Here is a 24,916-nt window from a genome sequence, read left to right as displayed (position 1 = left end):
AATCGACCTTTCACATCAAACCAATCACATGGCCGTGAATTCTCTTGCGCTGCCGCTGATCGAGGCCGGGCTGGCTGCCCGCGCCGACGCGCTCACGCCGCTCGCGCTGCCGTGCGTGCGGTTCAATGCCAGTGAGGCCGCCGCAATCATCGGCGGGTCCCGCACGGGCGGCCTTCCTGACGTCCCCGCGGATTTTGACTGGCCCGTGTGGCGCGGCGTTCCCCTGGCGTTTGTCGGCCAGATGGACCTTGCCGGGGCGAGCCGGATGGTTCCGGGCGTGCTGCCGGAGGAGGGCGTACTCTCGTTCTTCTACGAGCCGAAGCAGGCGGCCTGGGGCTTCGATCCCGAGGACCGGGGAGCCGCTCGCGTCTACTGGTTCCCCCAGGTGGCCGGCCTTCGTCCCATGGAACCGCCGCAGGCGCTGCCCCGGCACGGCAGGTTCCTCCCGGCTCCGCTGGAAGAATGGCCGGGTGTTTCGTGGCCGCGGTCGAGCGCGCCGGTGGTTCGGGAGATTGGAATGTCGAGCGAGGAGGGCGACGCCTACTTCGAGTTCTGGGAGGAGTGGGATGCGGGCGAGGGCGGCAGACCGCGCCACCAGCTGCTCGGGCACCCGATCCCGGTCCAGGGCGAGATGCAGCTGGAGTGTCAGCTCGTCACCGCGGGAATCTACTGCGGGGGGCCTGAAGGATACGCGGATCCACGGCGCGGCGAGCTGGAGCCGGGCGCGCGCGAGTGGCGCCTCCTTGCGCAGTTCGACTCGGATGGCGACGCGGAGATGGAGTGGGGCGATGGCGGGATGCTGTACTACTGGATCCGGGAGGCGGACCTGGCGGAGCGCCGCTTTGATCGCGTGTGGGCCATCCTCCAGTGCTCGTGATGCGCGCAGGCGGCCGGGAGGGCTTCTCCCCGGCCCCCTGCGTACATAGTGAATGTCATACCGAACCGGCGAAACTGGTGCATGCTGACCCACGCTGGCGCAGGCGTCGCCGCGGTAAAGGAAGAGTTGGCGCACGCCGATGATCAAATCCACCATATCCCTGATCTCATGATCGCGCGCACCTGGCACGGACGCGTGCCGCTGAGCAGGGCGGCCGCCTACGAGGCGTACCTGAGGCAGACGGGGCTGGCCGACTACCAGGCCGTCGCGGGCAACCGCGGCGTGTACCTCCTCCGCCGCGATGAGGGCGACGTCACGCACTTCACGACGCTGACGTTCTGGGACTCGGTCGATGCGATCCGCGCCTTCGCCGGCCCCGACTACGAGCGCGCCCGGTACTATCCCGAGGACGACGAGTATCTGCTGGAGCGCGAGCCATCCGTCACGCACTACACGGTCGTGGAGCCCGGGAATACCCCACCGCAGTGATGCGCCGCGTGCCGACGGCTGACGATCATCGCATCTGATCCCGGCGCGCATCTCTCCTGACCAGCGGAGCCGGATCGCCGGCGGCTCGCGGCCTCCTGTCGCGCCGGTCGGCGCATCACCGCCCCGATCTCAATCCCGTGCAGAATCTCTCGCTTTCACAGCAGCAGCGCGTGCGCTTGCGGCAAGCCGCAGTTCTCGGGATCACCCTCTACGGCATCCTCTGCCTCCGCTCGCCAGAGACGTTCCGCCTTCTCGACTTCGTGAACCTGCCGGTTCACGAGACGGGGCACCTGGTGTTTGCGCCTTTCGGCGAGTTCATGGCGGCGCTGGGCGGCACGCTGCTGCAACTCATCATGCCGCTCTGCTTCGTCGTCTCGTTCCATCGACGAAAGGATTACTTCGCCGCCGCGATCGTGCTGGCGTGGGTGGCGCAGAACCTGTGGAACATCTCGGTATACATCGGCGATGCGCGCGCGCAGGTGCTGCCGCTCGTGGGCGGCGGTGAGCACGACTGGGCGTACATCCTCGGACGCCTGGATCTCCTCGAGCACGATCAGGCGGTCGCGGGCTGGGTCCGCTTCGCGGGCGCGGCGCTGTTTGCGTTCGCGATGCTGCGCGCGTGGCACTGGAGCGCGCGTGCGCCGGTCTCGCCCGCAGAGCAGCGGCGGCCGGGAAGCGCGCCTGGTTCGGAGTCCGAACGACTCTGACGTGTTCGATGGCGGCGTAATCATCCTTTCCGCTTGCCGGAAGACTGTGTACTTCCGGACACAATCTCCTTGTATTCTCATGCGTTGTCGTTCATGATGATGAAGTTCATCCGGCAGCACTTGATTCATCATCCGTTCGGAGGTCAGCATGGCCCGCGTCCGCACTCCCAACTTCCACGACGCACGGCTCTCGGTCGCCCAGTCCATGATCCGCGAGCTGATCGCCCGCCACTCGCCGAGTGCGGCCGGTCTGAAAGCCGGGCACCCGCTGATGCGGGCGGCCAATCACGTGCTCGACCAGGTGAGCCGGGGCCACATGACCGAGGCGCGCGTCGCCGTGGTGGCGTATACCGCGTTTCGCGCGGCCCAGACCGGGGTGGAAAGCACTCTTGGACACATCGTGGGCACGGTGGAGCGGTGCATTGATCTGGGCGTGCACTACGCGCTGGCGTGGGTGCTGGACGACCGCGACAAGATGAACGAGATCCGCGGCGAATGGATCGACAATGCATGCGATCTGGAGGGCTGGGCGACCGCGCTGGACGAGTGGATCCGCTACCACGAGATGCAGAAGCCGCCCAGGTACATGCCGCCGCTGAACGCCGCGGGCGAGGAGCAGGCGCCCTACGCCACTCCGGCGCCCTTCGCCCTGCCTCCCTCCACCCACGGCAGGCTGCGCGTGGGGGTGCTGGGAGACTGGGGCACCGGCGAAGACGACGCGTTCGCCGTCCTTGACCAGCTGATGACGCACTCGCCGGACATCATCATCCACGTGGGCGACGTCTACTACTCCGGCACGGCCGCGGAGCAGAACAGCCATCTGCTGGAGCCGCTCCGGCGTGCCCGCGAGAGGCACAACGTCCCCGTGTACGTGCTTCCCGGCAACCACGACTACTACAGCGGGGGCGACGGGTTCTACGGTGTGCTCCCGAAGCTGAACGAGGGAGTCCGGGACGCGGCGGTGCAGGCCAACAGCTTCTGGGCGCTCACCAATGCGTGGTGGCAGCTGGAAGGAATGGACACGGGATACCACGACAGCGACCTGCTCGACGTGAATACCGACATGACGCGCCTGCGGGAGCACGAGGCCGCATGGCACGCGCAGCAGCTCTCGAGCGCGGGCACGCGGACGGTCATCCTGTTTTCGCACCACCAGCTGTTCTCGCGCTTCGAGGCGATCAACAAGAACGCATGGCGCAATCCGATTCTGGAAGACACCCTGCAGTCGTGGCAGCAGGTTACGCCGAACATCGCGGCGTGGTTCTGGGGCCACGAGCACGTGCTTGAGGTGTACGAGGTCCCCGGCTCGCCCGACCAGAAATCCGTGCCGCCGCTGCCCATTCTGGGTCGGTGCATCGGAAACGGTGCATTCCCGATGTTCACCGGCGAGAGCTACACTCCGAATCCCGACAGTAACGTCGCGACGCTGCATGCCACGGAATCACCGAGCGGAATCCCGTTCCCCAGCAACTTTGTGCAGTCGCAGGCAGATGACGAGGTGTGGTCCAGCGGCTACATGACGCTGGACCTGGCGGATGGCGGGCCGGCGACCGCCACCTACTATCAGGTGCGGTTCGACGGGAACGTAGAGAATGCCACATCGCAGGTGCTGTGGGCGGAGACGATCCCGGCGGGGACGGGCGGCGTCGTCAACCAGCCCGGCGGAAACTGATCGCGCTGATCGTTGCCAAACGCCAGCGATCTACTCCTCCGCCATGGCGAGCGGCCGGTCTCGCGGTCGTGCGTGTCGCGGTCGACAGATCCGAGCAGGGTGAAACGGAAGTGCCCGACGCAACTCTCCGCGTCGGGCACTTCTCGTCCCACGCTTCTCGCGGATTGCTGCCGAACTCCAGCACCGCTGCAGAAAAACGCGGGGTACGGATCTTTGTGGATCCGTATGAATCGCCGAACCGTGCATTCCGGGCACTTCCACCCCACGCCTGGGGCGGCTAGCTTGGACGGTTGATCCGCCGCCGCCTGATGCGCGGCGGCGCCCGACCCCGTGAGCCCTGCGCGCCTTGATCGTCGTACACGCCTTCTGGTCGGTTCACGGGCTCCGCGTGTGGGCCGAAAGCAGCGCCAAGCGGCCCTCCGCGCGCGCCCGGACGCCCGCGGAAGGGGCGGCCAGGCCGCGCCTGCACCCGTTCGCGGCCGACGCTCGCGCGCTCCGCGAAGCCGCCGGGGCGCTGGGACAGGTGCACCGGCACGTTTTTGCCCCCACCGCCACGCTGCTCCTTCCCTCCCACGCACGCGCTCCCCAGGCATCGCCGCAGCTTGTCGAGGCGTTCCCCGATCTGCATCCCACCGATCAGCCAGCGTCGAATGGGCTGTGGACGGTGCCGGTGCTCGCGTTCGAGCGGCAGGACGCGGTGAACTTCCTCCTCTCCCTCGGTGAGCCGCCGCAGGGCGTGACGGTCGGCGACACGCTGCGCGCGCTAGCGGAGGCGGCGCAGATGGCGCTCGATCTGGTGGCGCGCGGCCGGGTGATGCCGGTGCTGGAGCGTTCCGGTGATGCGTGGATCGCCGCGTGGCGCCCCGTCTTTACCGCGCAGGAAGATGCGGATCACGCCGCCGCCCTGCGCCGCGCATTGCCCGCCGCCTGCGCTGCCGCGGCCGAGGAGCCCCGGCTCCCCGTGCCCGACGTGGCCGACATGGCGCTGGCCGCTCTGGTCGACGCCCTCGCTCGCGGGCCGCTGACCCGCAAGGCCGTGCTTCCCGCCCGCCGGGGCCGCCGCACGCCGGGCGAGGCCTGGGTGGTGGAACTGCTGCCCACGGGCGGCGCGGGGTTCCGCGATTCCGGAGCGGACGAGGTGCAGCGCGGGCTCCACACCTGGACGCGAGCCCTCACCCGGCCCACGGCGGGGCTGCGCACCTGCTTCCGCCTCTCGCCCCCGGGCGATGCGGAGGAACTGGATGAGTCCATCGCGCCCATCACCGTCGAGGAGTCCGGTGATCCCGCCGCGGACGCGATCGTCGCGGCGGAGGGCGGCTGGCGACTGGAGGTGCTTCTACAGGCGGTGGATGATCCGAGCCTGCTGGTGCCGGCCGCGCAGGTGTGGCGCACGCAGGGTCCGCTTACCGTCTTCCGCCGCGTGCTGGATGATCCGCAGGAACAGCTGCTGGGCGATCTGGGGCGCGCCCTGCGGCTGGTGCCCGATCTGGCGCCGGTGCTGCGCAGCCCGCGGCCGAGCGGGATGGAAATGGACGCGGAGGGCGCGTATCGGTTTCTGCGCGAGGCGGTGCCGGCGCTCTCGCAGGCGGGCTTCGGGGTGCTGGTGCCGGGATGGTGGACGCGTCCCGCCGCGCGCCTCGGCGTAAAGCTCAAGGCCACGCCTTCCGCCGGGAGCGCGGGGGAGCGGCGGGTGGGGATGGACACGCTCTGCGCCTACGACTGGCAGGTGTCGCTGGGCGGCGAAACGCTTTCCGCGGACGAGTTCCGGGCGCTGGCGGCGATGAAGGTGCCGCTGGTCCGTGTGCGCGGCGCGTGGGTGGAGCTCAAGCCGGGCGAGGTGGAGGCCGCGCTGCGGATGTTCGACCGCGGCCGGGGCGGCACCATGACCGCGGCGGAGGTGCTGCGCCTGGCCATGGGCGCCGACGCGCCGGACGAGCTGCCGCTGGAGAGCGTGGAGGCGGAGGGCTGGCTGGGCGAGCTGCTGTCGGCGGATGGAGACGCCAAGGTGGAGGACGTCGCCGAGCCCGCCGGCTTCGTGGGCGAGCTGCGTCCCTACCAGCGCCGCGGGCTGTCGTGGATGTCGTTTCTGGACGGCCTGGGCCTGGGCGCCTGCCTGGCCGACGACATGGGTCTGGGCAAGACGGTGCAGCTCCTGGCGCTGCTGCTCGCCGAGCGCGGCGACCCGGATGCCGCCACCGCACCGACGCTGCTCGTCTGCCCCATGTCGCTGCTGGCCAACTGGCACCGCGAGGCGGCGCGCTTTGCCCCCGGGCTGCGGGTGCACGTGCACCACGGCGCGGGCCGCTCGGACGCGGACGCGCTGCAGGCCACCGCGCTCGCCAGCGACCTCGTGCTGACGACCTATGCGCTGGCCGCGCGCGATCAGGAAGCGCTGGCGGCGGTGGGATGGGGACGCGTGGTGCTGGATGAGGCGCAGAACGTAAAGAACTCCGCCGCGCGGCAGGCGCAGGCCGTGCGCACCTTCCGCGCGCCGCGCCGCATCGCGCTCACCGGCACGCCGGTGGAGAACCGGCTGGCGGAGCTGTGGTCCATCCTCGATTTCCTCAACCCCGGCCTGCTGGGCAACGCGGCCGACTTTCGCCGCCGCTTCGCCACGCCCATCGAAAAGCACCGCGACACCGACCGCGCGGCGCAGCTTCAGCGCCTCACGCGGCCGTTCGTGCTGCGGCGGCTCAAGACGGACCAGAGCATCATCCGCGACCTCCCCGCCAAGCACGAGATGAAGGTGTTCTGCACCCTCACCCGCGAGCAGGCATCGCTGTATCAGGCGACGGTGGATGAGATGATGCAGCGCGTGGAGCAGAGCGAGGGGATCGAGCGGCGGGGCCTGGTGCTGGCCACGCTGCTGCGCCTGAAACAGGTGTGCAACCATCCCGCGCACCTGCTGGGCGACCGCTCCGCGCTGGCGGGCCGCTCCGGCAAGCTGGAGCGGCTGGAGGAGATCGTGGCCGAGGTGCTGGCCCTGGGCGACCGCGCGCTCGTCTTCACCCAGTTCGCGGAGATGGGAAAGCTGCTGCGCCAGCGGCTGGAGGAGCGCTTCGCCCGCGAGGTGCCGTTTCTGCACGGCGGGACGACGCGGGCCGCGCGCGACAGCATGGTGGCGCGCTTCCAGGCGGGCGACGGACCGCCCGTGCTCCTGCTCTCGCTCAAGGCCGGCGGAACGGGGCTCAACCTGACCGCGGCCAATCACGTCATCCACTTTGATCGATGGTGGAACCCCGCCGTGGAAGATCAGGCCACCGACCGCGCATTCCGTATCGGCCAGCGGCGCGATGTGCAGGTGCGCAAGCTGGTGTGCGCCGGCACGCTGGAGGAGCGGATCGATGAGATGATCGAGGACAAGAAGAAGCTCGCCGCCAGCGTGCTGGGCGCGGGCGAGGCGTGGCTCACCGAGCTGTCCACCGCCGAGCTGCGGCGCGTGGTGGCGCTGGGCGACGAGGCGCGCGGATGATGGAGGACGTGCGATGAGCGACTGGTGGAACTACGACACGGGTCCGCGGCGCCCCGCGCCCGACGGCGTTCGCGCGCGCAGCCAGCAGGGGCCGATTGGCGAGAGCTGGTGGGCGCGGCGGTTTCTGGATGCGCTGGACCAGGTGGCCGACACCTCGCGCCTGGGGCGCGGCCGCAGCTACGCGCGCAGCGGGCAGGTGATGCGCCCCGTCGTGAAGCCCGGGGTGGTGACGGCCTCCGTCCAGGGAACGAGTTCCCGCCCGTACGCCGTGCGCATCACCCTCGTGCCGTTTACGGACGCGGAGTGGGCGCGGGCCGAGGGCGAGCTGGCGTCGCAGGCGCTGTTTCTGGCGGCGCTGCTGGCGGGGGAGATGCCGCGCGACGTGGAGCAGGCGTTCGCCGCGGCGGGGCTGCACCTGTTTCCCGGGTCGCCCGACGAACTCGAGAGCGAGTGCTCGTGCCCGGACGCGGCGAACCCGTGCAAGCACATCGCGGCCGTCTACTACATCCTGGCCGAAGCGTTCGACGCCGATCCTTTTCTGGTGCTGGCGTGGCGCGGCCGTCCGCGCGAGACCCTGCTGGAGCACCTGCGGGAACTGCGCGCCGCCGCCATCGCCGCCGAGGACGCCGCGGCAGCAGCGAACGCCAAGTCCGCCGAGGGCACTGGGGGACCCGCGGACGCGTCGGCGGCGGAGGCTGCGGCCAGCGCACTGCCGGATCCCGCGGCAGAGGCTCCGCGCACGGGCGGCTTCTGGACGGCGGGGCCGGAGCTCTTCGGCTTCCGCTACGCGCCTGCGGCCCCCGCGGTGCCGGACGCCGTGATCCGGCAGCTCGGCCCGCTCCCCGACGCCGCCGGCGGCAGCGCCGTCGCGGACGCGCTCACCACCGCCTACCGCCTCTTCACCGCCGCCGCCGAGACCCGCGCCTTCGGCGAGGCCGCTGACCCCTGACCCCTCTGTCAGAAAGGCGCGCTCGGACGAGCCTTACAACCACACGCAGTGTTGGATACAGGCGTCGGGGTTATTGCGACACAATGGACAACGGCGAAAGAAACCGGCGGCTCGGTGAGGACCGAAGCCGCCGGAGTGGTGGACGCGCACGCATGCCTCTACCGGACCGATAGGTTCTCGACGGGTGACCCGACCGCCATAGCTAGAACCCTCAAATATCCAACCACGCGCGTAAATCCTTCAACGGCGTGGCGGACCTTCTCAATTCGAGCGCCTCTTTCGGCCGAGCAGATCTTGGAGAAGCCAAGTCAACCAAGTTCGGTATATCGGCTCCGAAAGTACAACAACGACGAACGGAAGGACCTGTTCAACAAAACGGTCCATAGTAGTACTGCGGCCTACGTGACGGCCTGAAGTCCAGGCCGGTCACAACAGCAGACCGGGACCCACGCCACCGTGGTCCGCGTTCATTATAACGAACCTTCTCCTGTTTGCCAATCGAACTCGATGACTGTTGGATGCTCAGCTTCTCCCTGGCTCCCGTATGCGAAGTTAGCAGACTGTTTTTCTGAGCCGCGACTTGCGAGTCGTTGAACGACCGAGTTCCGGGCGCGCCAAGCCAATGCGGTACCAGTTCTGCTCCCGGTGGTGCAATTGCCATCGGAACCCCTTTCTGGTTCTTCGGGCGGGGCCTGTTGTTCGGCGCCTCCATCCGGCTGCAGCGATGTTAAGTCCAGGCATGCTTTCGGCGGATAAAGTTCTAGAGTGGCGGCCGCGAACCCTGACCTTGGAGTCGTCGGGCCGCTCACCCCTGCAAAGTACCATCCATAAATTTTTAACCATTGCTTCACTTGAATTGTGGTTAAACTGACGTGACACAACCACCATCGCCCAGTTAACTCAACTCGGGTCTGAACAAATCTCCCGCTTCCGAGCCACAATCGCTGGTCTGATCATTGTGTGCTTGCTGTACGTCGTTGTCGGCGGCGGCGTGGCATTGCTGGGCTGGGTTTAGCACGCACACCTACGTCATCGGTGCTGGCGTCGTTCTTTGACTGCGCGGAGAATAGAGCTGTTGTGGCACTTGCCTAAACATCCGCGCCACACCGTGGAATCACGAATATGGATCGGGCCGCTGCGCGAGCCTCATCAGGTGCTTGACGAATAGGAACTCGACCGTTAAATGCATCGGAGCGTATTCGGCATACCGCCATGCCGAGTAGCTTTGCCCGGAACTCCTTCCAATATATAGCAAGCTTGGCGCCTCTCGCTTTGGTGATCGTCGCAGCCTGACCTGATCTACACATGACAGCGAACCCGTCCCAATCCTTCGATGCCTCCCAAGGAGAGACCGACGATCCATACGTATGGCTACCGAGGTTGAGCTATCGACCCTGAGTCTATCGGTCCCCAACCGTGCTGTTCCATTTTTCAGCAGCCCTGATTCTCGATAATCACCCCCACTGTTCCTGATATGACGAGCCGAGCGGGAATTATTCGCAGTTACGAGGCGAGCTTCCTGTTGGATGAAGCCCGGCTACGAAAGATTGCGAGCGTCTTCGACGAGTTTGGAAGGCGACTCGAACGTACCACGACGGTGGAGTTCCAAGTCAACCGAGCTGACAATTCGTTCTACGAGACTGAGGACATCGGCGGTGTCCTCGACGATGACAACGCTGCGGGCAAGGAGATTCGTGAAATCACGATTCGTCTCCTGACCGGCGAAGCCCAGCTAGATCTGCATGGGCGTGACAGCCGGGAAGTTGCAGCAAAGGTGTCGTTCGGGCGAGAGCAGGATAGCCCGTTGTTCGGACGGGAAACCCGTGTCCGTTTTACCATCGTGGAGAAGGGGCGAGACTGGTGCTTCCTCTTCGCGGACGAACTGGATACTCAAGTCAGGCGAACTCTGACGCGTCAAATCCGTTGGTTCCCTGCGAGGCTTATTGATATAGGGTTCGCGGTGGCCGTCGTGGGCCTAGTGGTGATCTTTGCCGGTACTTGGCTAGCCCCAACTCGTATGACCGCAGCGCAGGTTGCCCGACTTAGTGACGGCGAAAAGCTGAGTCACATCCTGTTCTTGATTCAGAAGCAGCAGAACATCTGGTCACCTGATGTCGGTGCCTTCTTCGCACTTTGCGTCTTCATGCCGGTGATCTTGATGCTAATGGCGCTCGAGCTTCGGCCGATCTCGCGTTTTCGCAACTGGCTGAATCAGCCGGTGTTCTACTGGGGCGACTTCGTCGCGGTCCATGATCGGAACAAGAGCCGCACGACGAATGTTGTTTGGGTGGTGGTTGTGGGATTTGTGGTCTCGATCCTTGCTAGCTTCGCCTACGCATGGTTCTCTAAGTAGTGGGTCGTCCCTCTGTCGCCCACCCACGCGTTGCAGTTGATGCTGGGCATGAGCAACTGTGCGCCGACAGGCACCGCAGCTAAGCTTTATGTTAGGCGCTGGCAAGCATCGTGGTAGCCGCAGAGGTTCTGCGGCTGCCGCGCGATCCCCATCCAAGCGGTGCCACGCTCCGCGCCTGCGCCCACTGCATGGCCCCGTCGCGCGCCTCCCGCAGCATGCTGCCGAACTCCAGCACAGCTTCCGCGACGAGCAGGTCCATCGCCAACTCATCTTTTGGTGCCTAGCGCGCGAGCTTGATCGAGGAGTTGGCGACCGCCTCCAGCGCGCCGAATCGGTCCTTCAGGATCTCCAGAAGCCGCATGGGCGACGGCGGATGCTGCTGTTCCATGCTGTACCTCCGCGCTTTTGACCCTCGCCTCCGATCAGGGCTGTCAAGAAAAGTCTTGCGCGCCCGCCCCGCACCCCTGGCCCTTGCGTCGTCAGGCACCCACACTAGCTCGGCAGGTGGTCATGCGTCTCGCAGGAATGACGGTCATAGCAATCGGCTTTGCTGCGTGCGGCGGTGGGGCCGAGTCGCGGGCCACCCGGGCCGATCTCCCCGCCAATCCAGACCCGGCCCGCAGGGCGGTTGCGGATACGACGGCCCTCGTCGCCGTCGATCGGCCGACCGTCATTGCATACTTTCCGCCAGCGGCGGATTCGCCGAAGCCGAGGAGCCCGGGTACTCCGAAGGCATGGCTCACGTGGGGTTCGCGCTCCAGGACGCGGAGAGCTGCCTTGGCAGAGACAGCGCGATCGTAATGCTCGTGGATACCGTAGTCCGCGTGCAATCCCGCGGGCGCACGGACACGCTCCGGTTCTCGCGCGCCGACTCTCTCCCCTTCGGGGCTTATCTCATCGCACCGGAGCGCCCGCCGCGGCTTGTCAACGCGCGCTTGCCGAGTGCGCTCACCTGGGCCGTCACTGAAGCGATCCCCGAGTATTTCCATCGACAGCCATGCCCCGAGAGGTAGATGCCGCCATGGCGGCCGGCTGAGCTGAACTTGAGCCGCGGTGCCGAGTTGCACGGGAATGACGGTCCCATGGTGGAGGCGCGAATGAGGCTCCACCGCCACCCGCCTGGCAATAAGCTGCGCGGGATCGGGTCGTCGGGGCCTTTGTCGACAAAAATCTTGCGCGCCGCCCCCGCAACCCTGACCTTGCGTAGCCAGGCGGCTGCGCTCCCTCACGGCCCCGGTCGGAAGACAGCAGCCGACTGCCTGGCCGGATCCCCCTGCTCCGAACCCGATCGTGCCGGGTTCGGCTATCCCCCACGCGACTTCGCACGCACAACCGCTAGAGAGTGTTAATGAAACGCGCAACAACGTTGATGGCTGGATTGGTGATGGCTGCGTCACTCGTTGCATGCAACAGGGATCCGGCGCCTCTTTCTCCTGCTCCGGTTACACCGTCCGCGGAGATGCCGATCAGCGGTGCCGCCGTGCCGGGGATGGAATCGTACGACAAGAACATCGCCGATCTGATGCGGAAGCACGCCATTCCCGGCGGCGCGGTCGCCGTGCTGCGCGACGGCAAGCTGATCTACGCGCGCGGCTTCGGGTACGCGGATGTCGAGAACAAGACGCCGGTGCAGCCCGACGCGCTTTTCCGCATCGCCAGCGTGTCCAAGCCGGTCACCAGCGCGGCCATCATGAAGCTGGTGGAAGAGGGCAAGCTCAGGCTCGACGATCGCGTCGCGCCCCTGATCGCGCACCTCACTCCCGCACCGGGAGCGACCGTCGATCCGCGGTGGGAGCAGATCACCATCCGTCATCTGCTCAACCACACCGCGGGCTGGGATCGCGACAAGCCGAATGGCGGGTTCGATCCCATGTTTCGGCCGGCGATCGCCGCGGCCGCCGTGAACGCGCCCGCGCCGGCATCCGCCGAAACGGTCATCCGCTACATGAAGGGAATGCCGCTGGACTTCAATCCCGGCGAGAAGCACGTGTACTCGAATTTCGGATACGCCATTCTCGGCCGCGTGATCGAGCGTCTGAGCGGCATGTCGTACGAGGAGTACGTGCGCGCACGCGTGCTGCAGCCCGTGGGCGCCAACCGCACGCGGGTGGGCAGGACGCGCATCAGCGAAGCGCTCGCGGATGAGGTGAAGTACTATCTGCCGGGGGAAGCCGGCCTGGGCCTGTCCGGGCCGCTGGTGCCATCGGTGTTCCCGGGCGGGGGCATGGTGCCCGTCAACTACGGGGGATTCTACGTCGAAGCGATGGATTCACACGGCGGCTGGGTGTCGTCAACCGTCGATCTCCTGCGCTTCCTGTCCGGCGTCGACGGCCGCGCCAATCGCCCGGACATCCTCAGCGCCGGATTCATCACGCAGATGACCAGCAACGGCGCTCCCGTATGTGCCGCGGGCGCCTGCTATTACGCGGGAGGATGGCTGATTCGCCCAACCCAGGGCGACGCGAACTGGTGGCACGGGGGATCGCTGCCCGGCACCACGACCATCCTCGTGCGCTCGTATCACAATTTCTCGTTCGTCGCGCTGTTCAACGCGCGCACGGCGGGGGGCACCTTTGACGGCGAACTCGATACTGCGCTGTGGAATTCGCTCGCGAGCGTCACCGCGTTTCCGACGCACGACCTGTTTTCGACGTTTCGATGAGATGAGGCGCAGCGGCGCCGAGAGGCGGTGAGCGGGGTTCTCTGAAGCCTCTCTCTCGCGAACTCAAGTCAAACGCGGCAGCCGCCCGTGGCATCCTGCCGGTGCAACATCGCGCGCGGGTGATGCACCTGGTTCGAACTCAGTTGCCGCGCCAGCCTGACGGATTGCCTCCATGAATAGCAGAGCGGTTGCGCTCTCCAGCATTTGTTGAGGGACGACTCGGTGAGGGTGTCTTGCGCCTGGCGCCGAAATCTGTAGGTATGGTTGTGCGGCAGGGCTGTTGGAAACCACCGTAACAGTTGCAGGAGCAAAGGATGAGAAAGCTGTTGCTCAATCTCGAAGCGCTGAACGTACAATCATTCCAAGTGGCCAGCGAAGGAGGCGCGGTTGGAACCGTGAAGGCAGCGAGCGACGGTACCTATCCGAGCGACGCCTGCCCCGCCATCATGATGCTGAGCGAGTGTGCCTCGGCGTGCATGCAATCTGGCATTCGGCCCTGCATCGCGACGCAGAACTGCTGCTAGCGGCCCATCTGTCGAATGACGCGTCTGCTCATGCATGACCTGGCATAGCGTCATGGGCTTTGGTTGTCTTGGCGTGTCGAGCCGGGGAGCATTGTCCTTTTGAATTGAAGACAATATACTGCCTGAATCTGCTCGGTACGGCTCAATAGGGGCGTATTGCGTCGGAGCCGAGTTCTGATCAACTCCCCGTCATGCCTCCAGTTGGGCGTGGAACTCACCTCGGGGCTGAGATGCCCTACACGAATGTGACTTTTCGGCAAAGGGTACGGAGATGAAGAAGCTGAAGCTTGATCTCGACCGGCTCCAAGTGACTTCCTTTACTCCTCAGTCCGCAGGCGGCGGCATCCGGGGGACTGTCAAAGGGCTGCAGGAAACGCGTCACATTCATTGCAGCGAGGGCTGCATTCCGTCCGGCGAGACCCCGGCCAGTCTGATCTGCGGTGGCGGCGTCTTTACCTGGCCCACGTGCGGCGATTTTCAGAGCTGCGTAGGGTACGTTTGCTTGGAGGAGCGTGCGCCCACTGAGAAGCTAGCTGACTGAGTTGAGGCGGCCGCCGCACCCTCGAGGCGCAGCCTGGCAATTGGCTGCAGGGGATGCAGGTTTGCATGCTTTCGGGCCGAGGAGAGTCCTGCGCCCCAGCCCCGCATCCTCTGACCCCTGTACCCTTGGCCATCTTTGGTGATGCACAGCGGCAGCCGCAGAACTTCTGCGGCTGCCGCGCAATCCCCGGCGGTGCCACCCCCCGCGCCCCTGACCCTTGTGTCGTTCCGCCGGAACGTATCCACACCAGTTCCCTTCTCATGAATCTCAAGCGGTCGTGCTTGACAGGGCTCCTCCTGCTCGCGAGTGCGGGGAGTGCACTCGCTCAGGAACGCATCCCTGCATCCACAGAGTTCGCGGGCCGAATCGTGGGGACGGTAACGTCTCTGAAGACGGGCGCCGCAGTCCCTTTGGCGAGGGTTGCTCTCCTTCCGCTCAAAGGAGAAATCCCCCATCCGGCCCCGGCCGTGGTGGCCGACAGTTCGGGCAGATTCTCATTCGAGCGGGTTCAGCCGGGCGGGTACGTCCTGACGGCGAGAGGCATGGGAACAGGGGAGGCGCAGCTTCTCGCGAATGTGGTTCCCGGCGGAGCCACCTCCATCGACGTCGCCCTCCCACCGATCGGATACGTTCTGGCGGAGCGGATGAAGCAGTTGGAAGAACTGTCTGAAGCTCGCAATACGTGGATGTTCGAGGGGCCGATGACGTACCAGTTCACACTGAGAAGCGAGTGCTTCTGCTTTGGGGTCAACCCGCTCTGGGTTCTGGAGGAGCAGGCGGATAGCATAATCGTGCTGAACTCCGGGCCCGGTGTACCGATGGAGGTGCCAGCCCAATTCGCCGGCATGGAAAGGATCTTCGCGTGGATCGAGGCGGAAATCCGCGATACAGGCCGCAGAGTGGAGGTCCGCTACAACCAAAGTCTCGGCTATCCGGAGCATATCCGCTTCGACACGCTCGAAATGCTGTCGGACAGCTGGCAGACCATCACGATCCGGGATGTCAAGGAAGTGCGGCAGCGTGAGTGAACAGCCGCGAGAACGAAAGTCTTGCGGGTCTATCCCGGACCCCTGACCCTTGTATCGTCTGCCGACGCACCGGCGCCTCATCATCGTCCGCCAATAACTCTGCCATGCTGGAAACGGCACCATCGAACGCATCGGCTCGCGCCAGGAGCGACGCACGGCTCCACTTTCTTCTGCTGTCACTGATCTCCGGCCTGTGGTGCGTAACGCTTATCCTGTCCTTTGTTCCAAACAGTCGCCTGTATGACATGGGACTCGGTTATGCGGTCGTGGTCGACCTCACGGCGGGTTGCTTTTTCGCGCTATCAATCGCACTTCGATCAATCCTTCACCGCGAAACCTGCCCCTCTCTCGTCCTCTTTGCGCTTGTCCAAGTGCTCGCGTGGGCCCACGCGGTCGGAATCTGGCTCCTCATCTTCATTGCTGCCTTCGTCGCCGTTCAGCACGGCCTTTGATACAACTGGCTGACGCTCACGGCGGCTTCTGCTTTTGCGCAACGTGATCTGTGTAATCATCTGCCCTCCTTTCGGGTGGGTGAGTAGCATTTGTACTCGGCAGGGCAGGCGGTCACAACGGTGATTTCGAGCGGCATACCATTGAAAGTACCCGGCGCCATCCTCCGCGCCGGGCACTCTTCTTTGTTCTCGATCAACCCGGTGACGCCACACCCCGCGCCTGCGCCCACTGCATCGCCCCGTCGCGCGCCTCTCGCAGCGTGCTGCCGAACTCCAGCACCGCTTCCGCGACGAGCAGGTCCATCGCCAACTCATCTTCCGGTGCGTAGCGCGCCAGCTTGATGGAGGAGTTGGCGACCGCCTCCAGCGCGCCGAACCGGTCCTTCAGGATCTCCAGAAGCCGCATGGGCGACGGCGGGTGCTGCTGTTCCATGCTGTACCTCCACGCTCTTGACCCTCGCCGCCCGGCAGGGGTATCCTTTGCAGGCGGGCAGGCTTTCGGGTCGGTTCGCTTTCGAGGCTGGTCGCGACTTCGTGATGGGAGGAGCGGCCAGCCTTGTTTATTACCCCTGCTGTCAGTAGGATACCTGACAAGCGGCGGGTTGTCAAGCGTACTCCTGACAGGGGCGAAGAGGTGGATTTCAAGGCAGCGACTGACCGGCTGATCACACGCGTTACGCTACCGGAGATCGCCGCCGCATGTGGCTCCTCCGTCAACTCGATCGAGCGCGCCAGGATGGATCCCGAGAGCGGTTCCTACCGGAACCCTCCTGCCGGCTGGGAGTTGGCCGTCGCGAAGCTCGCCCGGGAACGCAGCGGTGAACTTCAAGCCCTCGCGGAAGATCTGGAAGAACAGCATCGTAGCCGCTCGTGACGAACGCCGGGCAAGACTCCACGATCACCCATTGATCGATGGGCCGCGATGCATGCAGGACTTCCGTTCCTTCGCGCTGACGAGAGCGTATTCGGTCTGCCTCCAGAGCAGCATACCTCAGATGCTTTGGGCTTGACTGGTTGCCAAATAAATAGTATCTGAAAGAGAGTTGGCCTTGGCGCGCTCTGCGGGTCTGCTCAACTCCTTTCTGTGGAATGCAAGTGACCTCGCACCGGTCGCGGGTGCTTAATCGTTCGATCGGTTGTTGGAGGGGTATTCGGTCCTTTATACCTGAACTCTGTAACACAATGGACAAGCGAGATCTGAGGGTGATCCTGTGGTTTGCCGGGGTGTGCTTTTTGGGATCACTGGTCATTTCGAGACTGGAGCTGTTCATCAGGCCGAATGATCGCTATTCCCAACTCGTGTCACTATACAAATTCTTCGAAGATAATACCTCATTAGCAGTATCTGTGAAGATGTTCGTGTCTGTTACAATCTTTACCTTGATTTTCAAAGCGTTTCTTGGTCTGTTCAAGACTCGTAGATTTTGGAATATCATCCACAGGTCAGATAGTCTGGACGGCGACTATGTTTACGTGTTCGAGGATACGGGGATGGGTAAGATGATTTTCGGTAGGTTTGAAATTGTCCATACCATGGAAGATCTACGGCTGTGCAGTGGAAGATGTTGGTATGGTGGAACTAAGAACTTAAATCAGAACAACCAGCGTGGAACGTTCTCCAATAAGCGGATCGGAGTTGGAGACTATCTGTGGATTCCGTATCTAATGACAATAACCGGGTCTACTCCAGACTTAAAGGAGTTCACCTACAACGGCGTAATGCGACTGGAGCTCCAAAATGATCCGGCGATAAAAGGGCTTTATCTTTCTGGGAGCCTGAAGAATCATGACGCTGATGTGTTCCACAGCGGTAGGATACAGGCTGCTCGTTTACAAAAGAAAGATGTGGAAAAGCTGAATTCATTCAACAGCATTCCGGATTTGATCAAAACATATCTCGACATCGATGTCAACGAGCCGATCCCGCTTAGCCAACCTGCTGCGAGCCCGGTCGAAAGCTCCGCACCAAGCGTTAACATACATGAATCCACCTCGGCCGAAATTGGGGCCCCACGGACCAGTTCGGCAGGTACGGGAGGCGGGATCGTTGAGCCTGCGTGAAGAAATCTCCGGGATTCTGACCTCTGCAAAGATGTCGCGGTGTCCTTGTTGGGATCCAACCGTTGATCTTTATCGAGCCAGGCGGGTGCGTTTTAGTCTCCGTCAATGGATGCCTACTTGCTCCCCTTACCGCATGACAGAGGAATCGCCGAAGATTGCCTCCACTCAGGTCAGCAGCAGGTTGGGCGGCCAGTCGGGGCCGTAGCCGGCCTCGAGGGCGGACCAGCCGTCCTCGCCCAAGGTCACGCGCAGCTTGCGGGCGGAGCGGGCCAGGCGCCGCAGGTCCGCCACGCGGCGCGCGACGGGTACGGGCCCGGCGTGCACCACCGCCTTGTCGAAGTCCAGAATCCACACCTCCACGCCCGCCTCGCCCTCCGTCACCAGCAGGTTGCGCAGGTTCACGTCCGGGTGCGCCACGCCGGCCGCGTGCATCAGCGCCAGCTGCCGCCCCGCCTCGCGCAGCATGGCCGGGCGCCGCTCCCCATCCGCCGGCTCCAGCCACGCCGCCGCGTCCTCCGCGCCGGGGATCAGCAGGCTCGCCAGCATGGCCGTGTATCCCACCGTCCGCGGGTTCTCCACCGCGGCGATGATGCGCGCCGTCCGCACGCCGCCGGCACGGGCCCGCTCGGTGGCGCGCAGTTCGTCGTACGCGCGGTTGCCGCCGAAGTAGCGCGTGTGGTTGACGCGCGCCATCAACCCGCCGCGCCGGTACCGCCGCACCACCGCCCGCTCCCCCGTGGGCAGCACCACGACGGCGTGCGCCTCGCGGCCGCCGCGCAGCATTTCGGTGGCGGGCAGGCTGCGGCTTTCCACGAGAAGCCGCGCGGAATCCTCGTAGCCGGCGCGCACCAGCATGCGCGCGCCCTCGTGCTCCAGCGCGACGAATTCGGCCATGGCGTGCCGGCCGGCGTAGTGTCTCCAGTTCATCCCGCCAAGGTGCGGTAGCAGGGGAGTGGCAGCAAGTCCCCGCCGCCCTCCGCGCTTCCATCCGCATTCGGCGCCGTGCCGTTCATCCCCGCTATCCGAACGAGCCCCGCGCCGGACTCATCCCCCTGATCCATCCACCTCATCTCTGCTGCTCTGCTGCTCTGCTGCTCTGCTGCTCTGCTGCTCTGCTGCTCTGCTGCTCTGCTGCTCTGCTGCTCTGCTGCTCTGCGTGAGAAATGTTGTTCCCTCCTCCGTAACCTCCGTGCATCCTCCGTGACCTCCGTGTGAAACGGCAGTTGCCCCGCCATCCGCGGAACGACGCTTCGCGCCACGTGCCGATCCCGCGTCCATCATCCCGATCCGCCACGCCGCGATCCATCGTCCACAACCACGCTTTTGTCCGGCTCTGGCGGCAGATGCGGGGTTTGACCGAACCCCCGTCTGACCGTAGGTTTCCCGCATGGCCGCTGCCGCGAAACGACTGCTCTGGGTAGACGACGAGATCGATCTGCTGCGCCCGCACCTGCTGTTCATGCAGGGGCGGGGGTACCACGTCGACGCTGCCTCCAATGGCGACGACGCCATCGAACTGGTCCGCCTGAACGGCTACGACCTGGTGCTGCTGGATGAGCAGATGCCAGGGCGCACGGGGATGGAGGTGCTGGATGAGATCCGGCGCCTGGATCCGCGTGTCCCCGTCGTCATGATCACCAAGAGCGAAGAAGACCGGACGATGACGGAAGCCATCGGCCGGCGCGTGGCGGACTACCTCGTCAAGCCGACGTCGCCGCGCCAGGTGCTCAGCGTGGTCACGCGGCTGCTGGAGGGCGGGCAGCTGCAGCAGCAGGTGACGGCGCGCGAGTTCACCCAGCGCTTCCGCGAGATGCTGGGCGACCGCAACGCCGTCCGCGGCTGGCGGCAATGGAGCGAGACGTACTCGGAACTGGTCGACTGGGAGCTGCGCCTGCGCGACGCGGGCGAAACCGGCCTGCTCGCCTCGCTGGAGACGCTGCTGGACGACTTTCGCCGCGAGTTCTGCCAGTTCGTCTGCGAGGATTACGGACACTGGACCTCCGGCGCGGCCGACCGTCCTCCGCTTTCCGTGGACGTAGTGCCGCAGTACCTGGCGCCGCTGCTGGGCCCAGACCAGAAGGCGCTGTTCATCATCATCGACTGCCTGCGGCTGGACCAGTGGCGCTCGCTGCTGCCGCTGCTGGAGCCGATCGCGCAGGTGGAAGAGGCGCTGTACTACTCCATCCTCCCCACCGCCACGCCGTTTTCGCGCAACGCCATCTTCAGCGGGATGTATCCCGACGGGCTGGCGGAGCGGCTTCCCGGCTGGTGGGGGTTCGAGGGCGAAGGCAGCCTGAACGCCACCGAAGCCGAGCTGTTCCGCGAGCACGTGCAGCGCGTGGCGGGGCGCGAACTGCCCATCCACTACGAAAAGATCTTTGACGCGGGCGATGGCGAGCAGATGCTGCGGCGCCTGCCCAGCCACCTGTCGCAGCCCGGCGTCACCGCGCTCGTCTTCAACTTTGTCGATCTGCTGACGCACGGCCGGACGGAAAGCTCCGTCCTGCTGGAAGTGGCGCGCGACAAGGAAGCGCTGCGCGCGCTAACGCGTCAGTGGTTCGAGCGGTCCGAAGCGTTTACCGCCATCCGCGAGGCAATGGCGCGCGGCATCCCCGTGCTGCTGACGACGGACCACGGCAGCATCCACTGCCATCGTCCCGCGACGGTGTTCGCCAAGCGCGACACGACGGCGAACCTCCGCTACAAGTTCGGCGACGACCTGCGCGCGGAAGACCCGTCGCTCGCCTTCAGCACCAACGACGAAAAGGTGCTGCGCTTTCCCGCGGGGCGCGCGGCCACCAACTACGTCATCGCGCGCGAGGACGTGTTCTTCGTGTATCCCACCAAGCTGCGCCAGTACCAGGCGCGGTACCGCGGCAGCTTTCTGCACGGCGGCATCAGCCCCGAGGAGATGATTCTGCCGGTTGCACTGCTGACGCCCCGATGAAGCTGATGCTTCAGACGGGCGTTCAGGGCACAAACGACACTCGCCGCCAAGCCCGAAGGTTGGCGGCGAGTTCATGCACGGGTCGGCTTAGTTTCGACGGCGTTCCGGCACGAAGCGCTTCGGGGTCGTTGCCTCTGCGCGCGTGGGCGCAGCCCGCAACCAGTCCCCGCCCGCTCCGTTGCCGCACCAGTCGGTTGCGTCGCATTCGCACTGATCCTCGACCTGCTTCGCCTCGTCCCACGTCAGCCCGCCAACGATGGATGCCCAGAATACAATTCGGCATTTCGTGGTGGCAGCCGTGACGACATCCCGATTCGGCACGGCGGCCTGTGCCGTGGCGGCTGAGATCATCAAGGCAGCGGCTACCAGCGCGAAAGCAGTACAGCGGAAGTTGAGGTTCAGCATGACGACTCCGGATAAATGGATGAATAACGTCGGGTAATGGAGGATATATGGCAGTCGTAGTTGACACAAGGGTTTTTTTCAGATGAGATCGGGTAGCCGCACGTACACCCGCATCCTCGCGTATCTCAGGCCTCATTGGCGGATTCTGGCGGGGTCCGTAGTCGCCATGACACTCGGCGCGGTACTGGACGCGTTCAGTCTCACGTTGCTGTCACCCTTCCTACGCGTGCTCTTCAGCGGTGCGCAATCGGCTGAGGCGGATGCGTCACGGCTGTTCGGCGATGGGGCAGGCACCGTCGTCAAATGGGTGATGGACCTCATCGTGGGGTCTGGTGTCACGCAGCGCACGCCTATGCAGGCGCTGTACGTGGTCGTCGGCGTGATTTTCATCGCGCTGCTGCTCAAGAACGTCGCGCTGTATCTGCAGAACTACACGGCGACGCTAGTGGAAGGCCTGGTCACGCGCGACCTGCGCAACGACATCTACGGCCACCTGCTGCGGCTGGGCTTCCCCTTTTTTCAGCGGACGCGCGCCGGGCAGATCATCAGCCGCGTGACCGGCGATGTGGACCAGATGCGGGGGCTGGTGACCAGCAACCTGATTAAGGTAGTTTCCGCGACCATCCAAGCGCTCGTGCTTACCGGCTTCCTGTTGAGCATGTCATGGCGGCTTACGCTGGTCGCGATGATCGCGCTGCCGCCGATGATCCTGATGTGGGCGCGCTTCCGCAAACGGCTGCGGCGCGGCGTGCTCAAGGTGCTGGACGCGGTGGGCGAGGTGGCGGGGCAGATTCAGGAGACGGTGAGCGGCGTGCGGCTGGTGAAGGCGAGCGGCGCGGAGCCGTGGGAAGACCGCCGCTTCCGCAAGCTGACGCAGAGCCACTACAAGGCGCTCGCCCGCAATGACCGCTGGCGCAAGTTCTTTTCGCCCGCGACGGAAGTGGTGACCTCCGGCGTCATCATGATCCTGGTGCTGTACGGCAGCCATCTGGTGCTGGTCGATCGGTCGATGGCGCCAAACGCGTTCCTTACCGCGCTCCTGGTCGCCGCGCGGCTGATGACGCCGGTGAAGGTGATCGCGCAGTATCCGTCCATCGTGCAACCCGGGCTGGCGGCGGCGGAGCGCGCGTTCGAGCTGCTGGACACGCCGGTGGAGGTGATGGACCGGCCCGGCGCGGTGGCGGCAAAGGAATTCCGGGACGCGCTTCGATTCGAGAAGGTCGGCTTCGAGTACATCCCCGGCCAGCCGGTGCTTTCCGAGATCGAACTGACCGTACGCCCGGGCGAGGTCGTCGCGCTCGTCGGCCCGAGCGGGGCGGGGAAGAGCACGATGGCGGACCTGGTGCCGCGCTTCTACGATCCCACTGCGGGCCGTCTTACGCTGGATGGCGTGGATCTGCGCGAACTGCGGCTGCGCGACCTGCGCGGGCTGCTGGGGATCGTGACGCAGGAAACCATCCTGTTTCACGACACGGTGCGATCCAACATTGCCTACGGGGTGGAGAATGCCACGCAGGAGGAGGTGGAGAACGCCGCCCGCGCAGCCAACGCGCACGAGTTCATCGCCGCGCTGCCGCAGGGGTACGATACCGTGCTGGGCGAGCGGGGCACGCGGCTGAGCGGCGGGCAGCGGCAACGCGTGGCGATCGCGCGGGCGCTGCTGCGCAATCCGCCGGTGCTGATTCTGGACGAGGCGACCAGCGCGCTGGATACGGAAAGCGAGCGGCTGGTGCAGCAGGCCATCGAGCAGCTGATGGCGGACCGCACGGTGCTGGTGATCGCGCACCGCCTGTCGACCATCCGCCGCGCGGACCAGATCATCGTGCTGGAGGCCGGCCGAATCGTGGAGCGCGGCACGCACGAGGAGTTGCTGGCGCACGACGGGACATATCGCCGCCTGCACGATCTGCAGTTCGGCGCGCTGGATCCCGCGGCCGCGGTGGACGGGGACGGACAGGACGCGTCGGCGCTTCCCGCGGATGATGCACTGGATTCGGACGATCCCGATCCGCAGAGCCTGTTCGGCGGCCGCGCGCTGGACCCGGACGAAGACGATCGGCCGGCGCGATAGGCTCGACGGCGGCCCCCACCCGGGCCGGCACCACCGGCCCACCCTCCCCCAAAAAAGACTGGGGGAGGGTTGTTGGCGGGCGGACGTTTCGATGTAGGCGGGCGAGTGCCTGGCGTGAGCGGATGCCGTTGAGCGAATGAATCCGCCGCTCCAGAAGCGGGAACCCCCGACACCGCGCTATTCGCGCGCGGTTCGGGGCTTCAACTGCATTCGGGATCGCGGCGACGCATCGATTGCAGTCCGCGAAGGCGGACTTCGTGTTGTTCGAGGCGCGGTTTCAACCGCCGGCACAATGCCCGCCGCCCCGCACCGAACCGGATGCACGCGCTGAGGTCTCCCCCTCTCCCGCTTGCGGGAGAGAGGGGGCCGGGGGGAGAGGGGTGCCCGCGGCCGCGCCGAACCGTCCGAAGCGCCCCGAACATGCCGTTCACCCCTCTCCGTGCGCAGTTTGCACGGGGAGGGGCCGGGGGAGGGGCCTGCCCGCGGCCGCGCCAGACCGTCCGAAGCACATCAGTCAATCCGGCCCATCTTCTTTGCCGGCTTGGTCTTGTAGATATTGAACAAGTGAAGGATAGATGAACGTACCTCTGCTGGACCTCACCCTTCAGTACCGCGGCATCAGCACCGATGTGATGCCCGAGCTGCTGACGCTGATCGACGAACAGCGCTTCATCCTGGGCCCCGTCGTGGAGCGCTTCGAGCGCGAGGTGGAGACGTATCTCGATGTGCCGCACGCCATCGGCTGCGCCAGCGGAACAGACGCCATTCTCCTCGCCCTGCGCGCCTACGACTGCGGCCGCGACACCGAAGTGGTGACGTCGCCCTTCACCTTTTTCGCCACCGCCGGCGCCATCCACAACGTCGGCGCGCGCCCCGTCTTCGCCGACATCGATCCCGACACCTTCAACCTCGACCCCGCCGCCGCCGAGGCCGCCGTCACGGACCGCACGCGCGTCGTCATGCCGGTGCACCTGTTCGGTCAGATGGCGGACATGGCGGCTTTCCGCGCGCTGGCCGACCGCCGCGGCGTGAAGCTGCTGGAAGACGCCGCGCAGGCCATCGCCGCGCGGCAGCGGGTGAACGGCGAGTGGATCACCACGGGATCGCTGGGCGACGCGTGCGCGTTCAGCTTCTTTCCCACCAAGAACCTGGGCGCGTTCGGCGACGCGGGAATGACCGTCACCCAGGACGCAGACACGGCGGAGCGGCTGCGCAAGCTGCGCGTGCACGGCGGGCGGCAGATGTACCACCACGAGGAGGTGGGCTACAACTCGCGGCTGGATACGCTGCAGGCCGCCGTCCTCTCCGCCAAGCTGCCGCACCTGCGCGGGTGGAGCGACGGACGGCGGAAGAACGCCGCGTTCTACGATCAGGCGCTGGCGGGAATCGATGAAGTGCAGACGCCGGTCGTCAGCGCGGACAACGAGTCCATCTACAACCAGTACACCCTCCGCGTCCGCGGCGGCCGGCGTGACGCGCTGGCGGATCACCTGCGCGAGAAGGGGATCGGCAGCGGCGTGTACTATCCGGTTCCGCTGCACCTGCAGGAGTGCTTCGAGTACCTTGGATACAAGGAAGGACAGTTCCCGGAGTCCGAGCTGGCCTGCCGCGAAGTGCTTTCCCTGCCGGTGTTTCCGGAACTGACGGAAGCGCAGCTGGCGTACGTGGCGGAGTCGATCCGCGCCTTTTTCCGCGCGTGACCGGCC

Annotated in this window: 21 protein-coding genes; 16 read left to right on the top strand and 5 right to left on the bottom strand. The window is 65.5% G+C overall.

Annotated features, from left to right (window positions below):
• Positions 1–28: 28 nt before the first annotated feature.
• The 7 genes from HNQ61_RS00485 (at position 29) to HNQ61_RS00455 (ending at position 10,519) form a co-directional block, all read left to right on the top strand.
• A complete protein-coding gene (locus HNQ61_RS00485) occupies positions 29–877 on the top strand; it encodes a YwqG family protein (protein ID WP_170030611.1) in 849 nt (282 codons plus the stop codon).
• A 168-nt stretch (positions 878–1,045) separates the two neighbouring features.
• Complete coding sequence (locus HNQ61_RS00480; protein WP_170030609.1) at positions 1,046–1,366, top strand: antibiotic biosynthesis monooxygenase; 321 nt, start codon at positions 1,046–1,048, stop codon at positions 1,364–1,366.
• A gap of 137 nt (positions 1,367–1,503) precedes the next feature.
• A complete protein-coding gene (locus HNQ61_RS00475; RefSeq protein WP_170030607.1) occupies positions 1,504–2,073 on the top strand; it encodes a hypothetical protein in 570 nt (189 codons plus the stop codon).
• Positions 2,074–2,221: 148 nt separating this feature from the next.
• On the top strand, positions 2,222–3,745 hold the full coding sequence (locus HNQ61_RS00470; RefSeq protein ID WP_170030605.1) for a metallophosphoesterase family protein: 1,524 nt from the start codon (positions 2,222–2,224) through the stop codon (positions 3,743–3,745).
• 346 nt (positions 3,746–4,091) lie between these two features.
• Positions 4,092–7,217: a DEAD/DEAH box helicase gene (locus HNQ61_RS00465; RefSeq protein WP_170030603.1), complete on the top strand. Its 3,126-nt coding sequence runs from the start codon at positions 4,092–4,094 to the stop codon at positions 7,215–7,217.
• Between the two features lie 13 nt (positions 7,218–7,230).
• The gene (locus tag HNQ61_RS00460; protein WP_183685470.1) at positions 7,231–8,166 is read left to right on the top strand and encodes an SWIM zinc finger family protein; all 936 of its coding nucleotides are present in this window, start codon (positions 7,231–7,233) and stop codon (positions 8,164–8,166) included.
• Between the two features lie 1,474 nt (positions 8,167–9,640).
• Positions 9,641–10,519, top strand: a complete 879-nt coding sequence (locus tag HNQ61_RS00455) for a hypothetical protein (protein WP_170030601.1) — start codon at positions 9,641–9,643, stop codon at positions 10,517–10,519.
• A gap of 91 nt (positions 10,520–10,610) precedes the next feature.
• Here the strand turns inward: HNQ61_RS00455 and HNQ61_RS00450 are convergent, their stop codons facing one another.
• On the bottom strand, positions 10,611–10,778 hold the full coding sequence (locus tag HNQ61_RS00450) for a hypothetical protein (RefSeq protein WP_170030599.1): 168 nt from the start codon (positions 10,776–10,778) through the stop codon (positions 10,611–10,613).
• Positions 10,779–11,867: 1,089 nt separating this feature from the next.
• Here HNQ61_RS00450 and HNQ61_RS00445 point away from each other — a divergent pair.
• From HNQ61_RS00445 to HNQ61_RS00430, 4 genes are all read left to right on the top strand, one after another.
• A complete protein-coding gene (locus tag HNQ61_RS00445) occupies positions 11,868–13,181 on the top strand; it encodes a serine hydrolase domain-containing protein (protein WP_338088054.1) in 1,314 nt (437 codons plus the stop codon).
• 314 nt (positions 13,182–13,495) lie between these two features.
• Entirely contained in the window at positions 13,496–13,705 is a 210-nt protein-coding gene (locus tag HNQ61_RS00440; RefSeq protein ID WP_170030595.1) for a hypothetical protein, read from the top strand.
• Positions 13,706–13,976: 271 nt separating this feature from the next.
• A complete protein-coding gene (locus HNQ61_RS00435; protein ID WP_170030593.1) occupies positions 13,977–14,246 on the top strand; it encodes a hypothetical protein in 270 nt (89 codons plus the stop codon).
• A 53-nt stretch (positions 14,247–14,299) separates the two neighbouring features.
• Complete coding sequence (locus HNQ61_RS00430; protein ID WP_338088053.1) at positions 14,300–15,274, top strand: DUF6174 domain-containing protein; 975 nt, start codon at positions 14,300–14,302, stop codon at positions 15,272–15,274.
• A gap of 317 nt (positions 15,275–15,591) precedes the next feature.
• Here the strand turns inward: HNQ61_RS00430 and HNQ61_RS00425 are convergent, their stop codons facing one another.
• Positions 15,592–15,786, bottom strand: coding sequence for a hypothetical protein (locus HNQ61_RS00425; RefSeq protein WP_170030589.1), 195 nt, complete (start codon positions 15,784–15,786; stop codon positions 15,592–15,594).
• Between the two features lie 133 nt (positions 15,787–15,919).
• On the bottom strand, positions 15,920–16,159 hold the full coding sequence (locus HNQ61_RS00420) for a hypothetical protein (protein WP_170030587.1): 240 nt from the start codon (positions 16,157–16,159) through the stop codon (positions 15,920–15,922).
• Positions 16,160–16,360: 201 nt separating this feature from the next.
• On the opposite strand from HNQ61_RS00420, the gene HNQ61_RS00415 reads away from it, so the two are divergent.
• Together HNQ61_RS00415 and HNQ61_RS00410 are read left to right on the top strand one after the other, a co-directional pair.
• Positions 16,361–16,600 carry a hypothetical protein gene (locus HNQ61_RS00415; protein ID WP_170030585.1) on the top strand — a complete coding sequence of 80 codons (240 nt, stop codon included), beginning with the start codon at positions 16,361–16,363 and terminating at the stop codon, positions 16,598–16,600.
• A gap of 308 nt (positions 16,601–16,908) precedes the next feature.
• A complete protein-coding gene (locus HNQ61_RS00410) occupies positions 16,909–17,787 on the top strand; it encodes a hypothetical protein (RefSeq protein WP_170030583.1) in 879 nt (292 codons plus the stop codon).
• A 165-nt stretch (positions 17,788–17,952) separates the two neighbouring features.
• Here the strand turns inward: HNQ61_RS00410 and HNQ61_RS00405 are convergent, their stop codons facing one another.
• Positions 17,953–18,714, bottom strand: coding sequence for a lipopolysaccharide kinase InaA family protein (locus HNQ61_RS00405; RefSeq protein WP_170030581.1), 762 nt, complete (start codon positions 18,712–18,714; stop codon positions 17,953–17,955).
• 460 nt (positions 18,715–19,174) lie between these two features.
• On the opposite strand from HNQ61_RS00405, the gene porX reads away from it, so the two are divergent.
• Positions 19,175–20,734: a T9SS response regulator signal transducer PorX gene (gene porX / locus HNQ61_RS00400; protein WP_170030579.1), complete on the top strand. Its 1,560-nt coding sequence runs from the start codon at positions 19,175–19,177 to the stop codon at positions 20,732–20,734.
• An 87-nt stretch (positions 20,735–20,821) separates the two neighbouring features.
• On the opposite strand, the gene HNQ61_RS00395 is transcribed toward porX, so the two are convergent.
• Positions 20,822–21,139 carry a hypothetical protein gene (locus HNQ61_RS00395; RefSeq protein WP_170030577.1) on the bottom strand — a complete coding sequence of 106 codons (318 nt, stop codon included), beginning with the start codon at positions 21,137–21,139 and terminating at the stop codon, positions 20,822–20,824.
• A gap of 205 nt (positions 21,140–21,344) precedes the next feature.
• On the opposite strand from HNQ61_RS00395, the gene HNQ61_RS00390 reads away from it, so the two are divergent.
• Positions 21,345–23,210, top strand: a complete 1,866-nt coding sequence (locus tag HNQ61_RS00390) for an ABC transporter ATP-binding protein (protein ID WP_183685472.1) — start codon at positions 21,345–21,347, stop codon at positions 23,208–23,210.
• A gap of 575 nt (positions 23,211–23,785) precedes the next feature.
• A complete protein-coding gene (locus HNQ61_RS00385; protein WP_170030573.1) occupies positions 23,786–24,910 on the top strand; it encodes a DegT/DnrJ/EryC1/StrS family aminotransferase in 1,125 nt (374 codons plus the stop codon).
• Positions 24,911–24,916: the final 6 nt, after the last annotated feature.

The sequence above is a fragment of the Longimicrobium terrae genome (assembly GCF_014202995.1).
In the GTDB taxonomy this organism is placed as follows: domain Bacteria; phylum Gemmatimonadota; class Gemmatimonadetes; order Longimicrobiales; family Longimicrobiaceae; genus Longimicrobium; species Longimicrobium terrae.
The sequence above is the reverse complement of the archived record's forward strand: the minus strand, read 5'-3'. Positions and strand labels throughout refer to the sequence as shown.

Coding starts and splice junctions, on each gene's coding strand:
- HNQ61_RS00450 (WP_170030599.1), bottom strand. CDS start 10,778: ATGGACCTGCTCGTCGCGGAAGCTGTGCTGGAGTTCGGCAGCATGCTG.
- HNQ61_RS00425 (WP_170030589.1), bottom strand. CDS start 15,786: ATGATTACACAGATCACGTTGCGCAAAAGCAGAAGCCGCCGTGAGCGT.
- HNQ61_RS00385 (WP_170030573.1), top strand. CDS start 23,786: ATGAACGTACCTCTGCTGGACCTCACCCTTCAGTACCGCGGCATCAGC.
- HNQ61_RS00460 (WP_183685470.1), top strand. CDS start 7,231: ATGAGCGACTGGTGGAACTACGACACGGGTCCGCGGCGCCCCGCGCCC.
- HNQ61_RS00485 (WP_170030611.1), top strand. CDS start 29: ATGGCCGTGAATTCTCTTGCGCTGCCGCTGATCGAGGCCGGGCTGGCT.
- HNQ61_RS00470 (WP_170030605.1), top strand. CDS start 2,222: ATGGCCCGCGTCCGCACTCCCAACTTCCACGACGCACGGCTCTCGGTC.
- HNQ61_RS00430 (WP_338088053.1), top strand. CDS start 14,300: ATGCAGGTTTGCATGCTTTCGGGCCGAGGAGAGTCCTGCGCCCCAGCC.
- HNQ61_RS00405 (WP_170030581.1), bottom strand. CDS start 18,714: ATGAACTGGAGACACTACGCCGGCCGGCACGCCATGGCCGAATTCGTC.
- HNQ61_RS00420 (WP_170030587.1), bottom strand. CDS start 16,159: ATGGAACAGCAGCACCCGCCGTCGCCCATGCGGCTTCTGGAGATCCTG.
- HNQ61_RS00480 (WP_170030609.1), top strand. CDS start 1,046: ATGATCGCGCGCACCTGGCACGGACGCGTGCCGCTGAGCAGGGCGGCC.
- HNQ61_RS00440 (WP_170030595.1), top strand. CDS start 13,496: ATGAGAAAGCTGTTGCTCAATCTCGAAGCGCTGAACGTACAATCATTC.
- HNQ61_RS00410 (WP_170030583.1), top strand. CDS start 16,909: ATGGACAAGCGAGATCTGAGGGTGATCCTGTGGTTTGCCGGGGTGTGC.
- HNQ61_RS00455 (WP_170030601.1), top strand. CDS start 9,641: ATGACGAGCCGAGCGGGAATTATTCGCAGTTACGAGGCGAGCTTCCTG.
- porX (WP_170030579.1), top strand. CDS start 19,175: ATGGCCGCTGCCGCGAAACGACTGCTCTGGGTAGACGACGAGATCGAT.
- HNQ61_RS00435 (WP_170030593.1), top strand. CDS start 13,977: ATGAAGAAGCTGAAGCTTGATCTCGACCGGCTCCAAGTGACTTCCTTT.
- HNQ61_RS00395 (WP_170030577.1), bottom strand. CDS start 21,139: ATGCTGAACCTCAACTTCCGCTGTACTGCTTTCGCGCTGGTAGCCGCT.
- HNQ61_RS00445 (WP_338088054.1), top strand. CDS start 11,868: ATGAAACGCGCAACAACGTTGATGGCTGGATTGGTGATGGCTGCGTCA.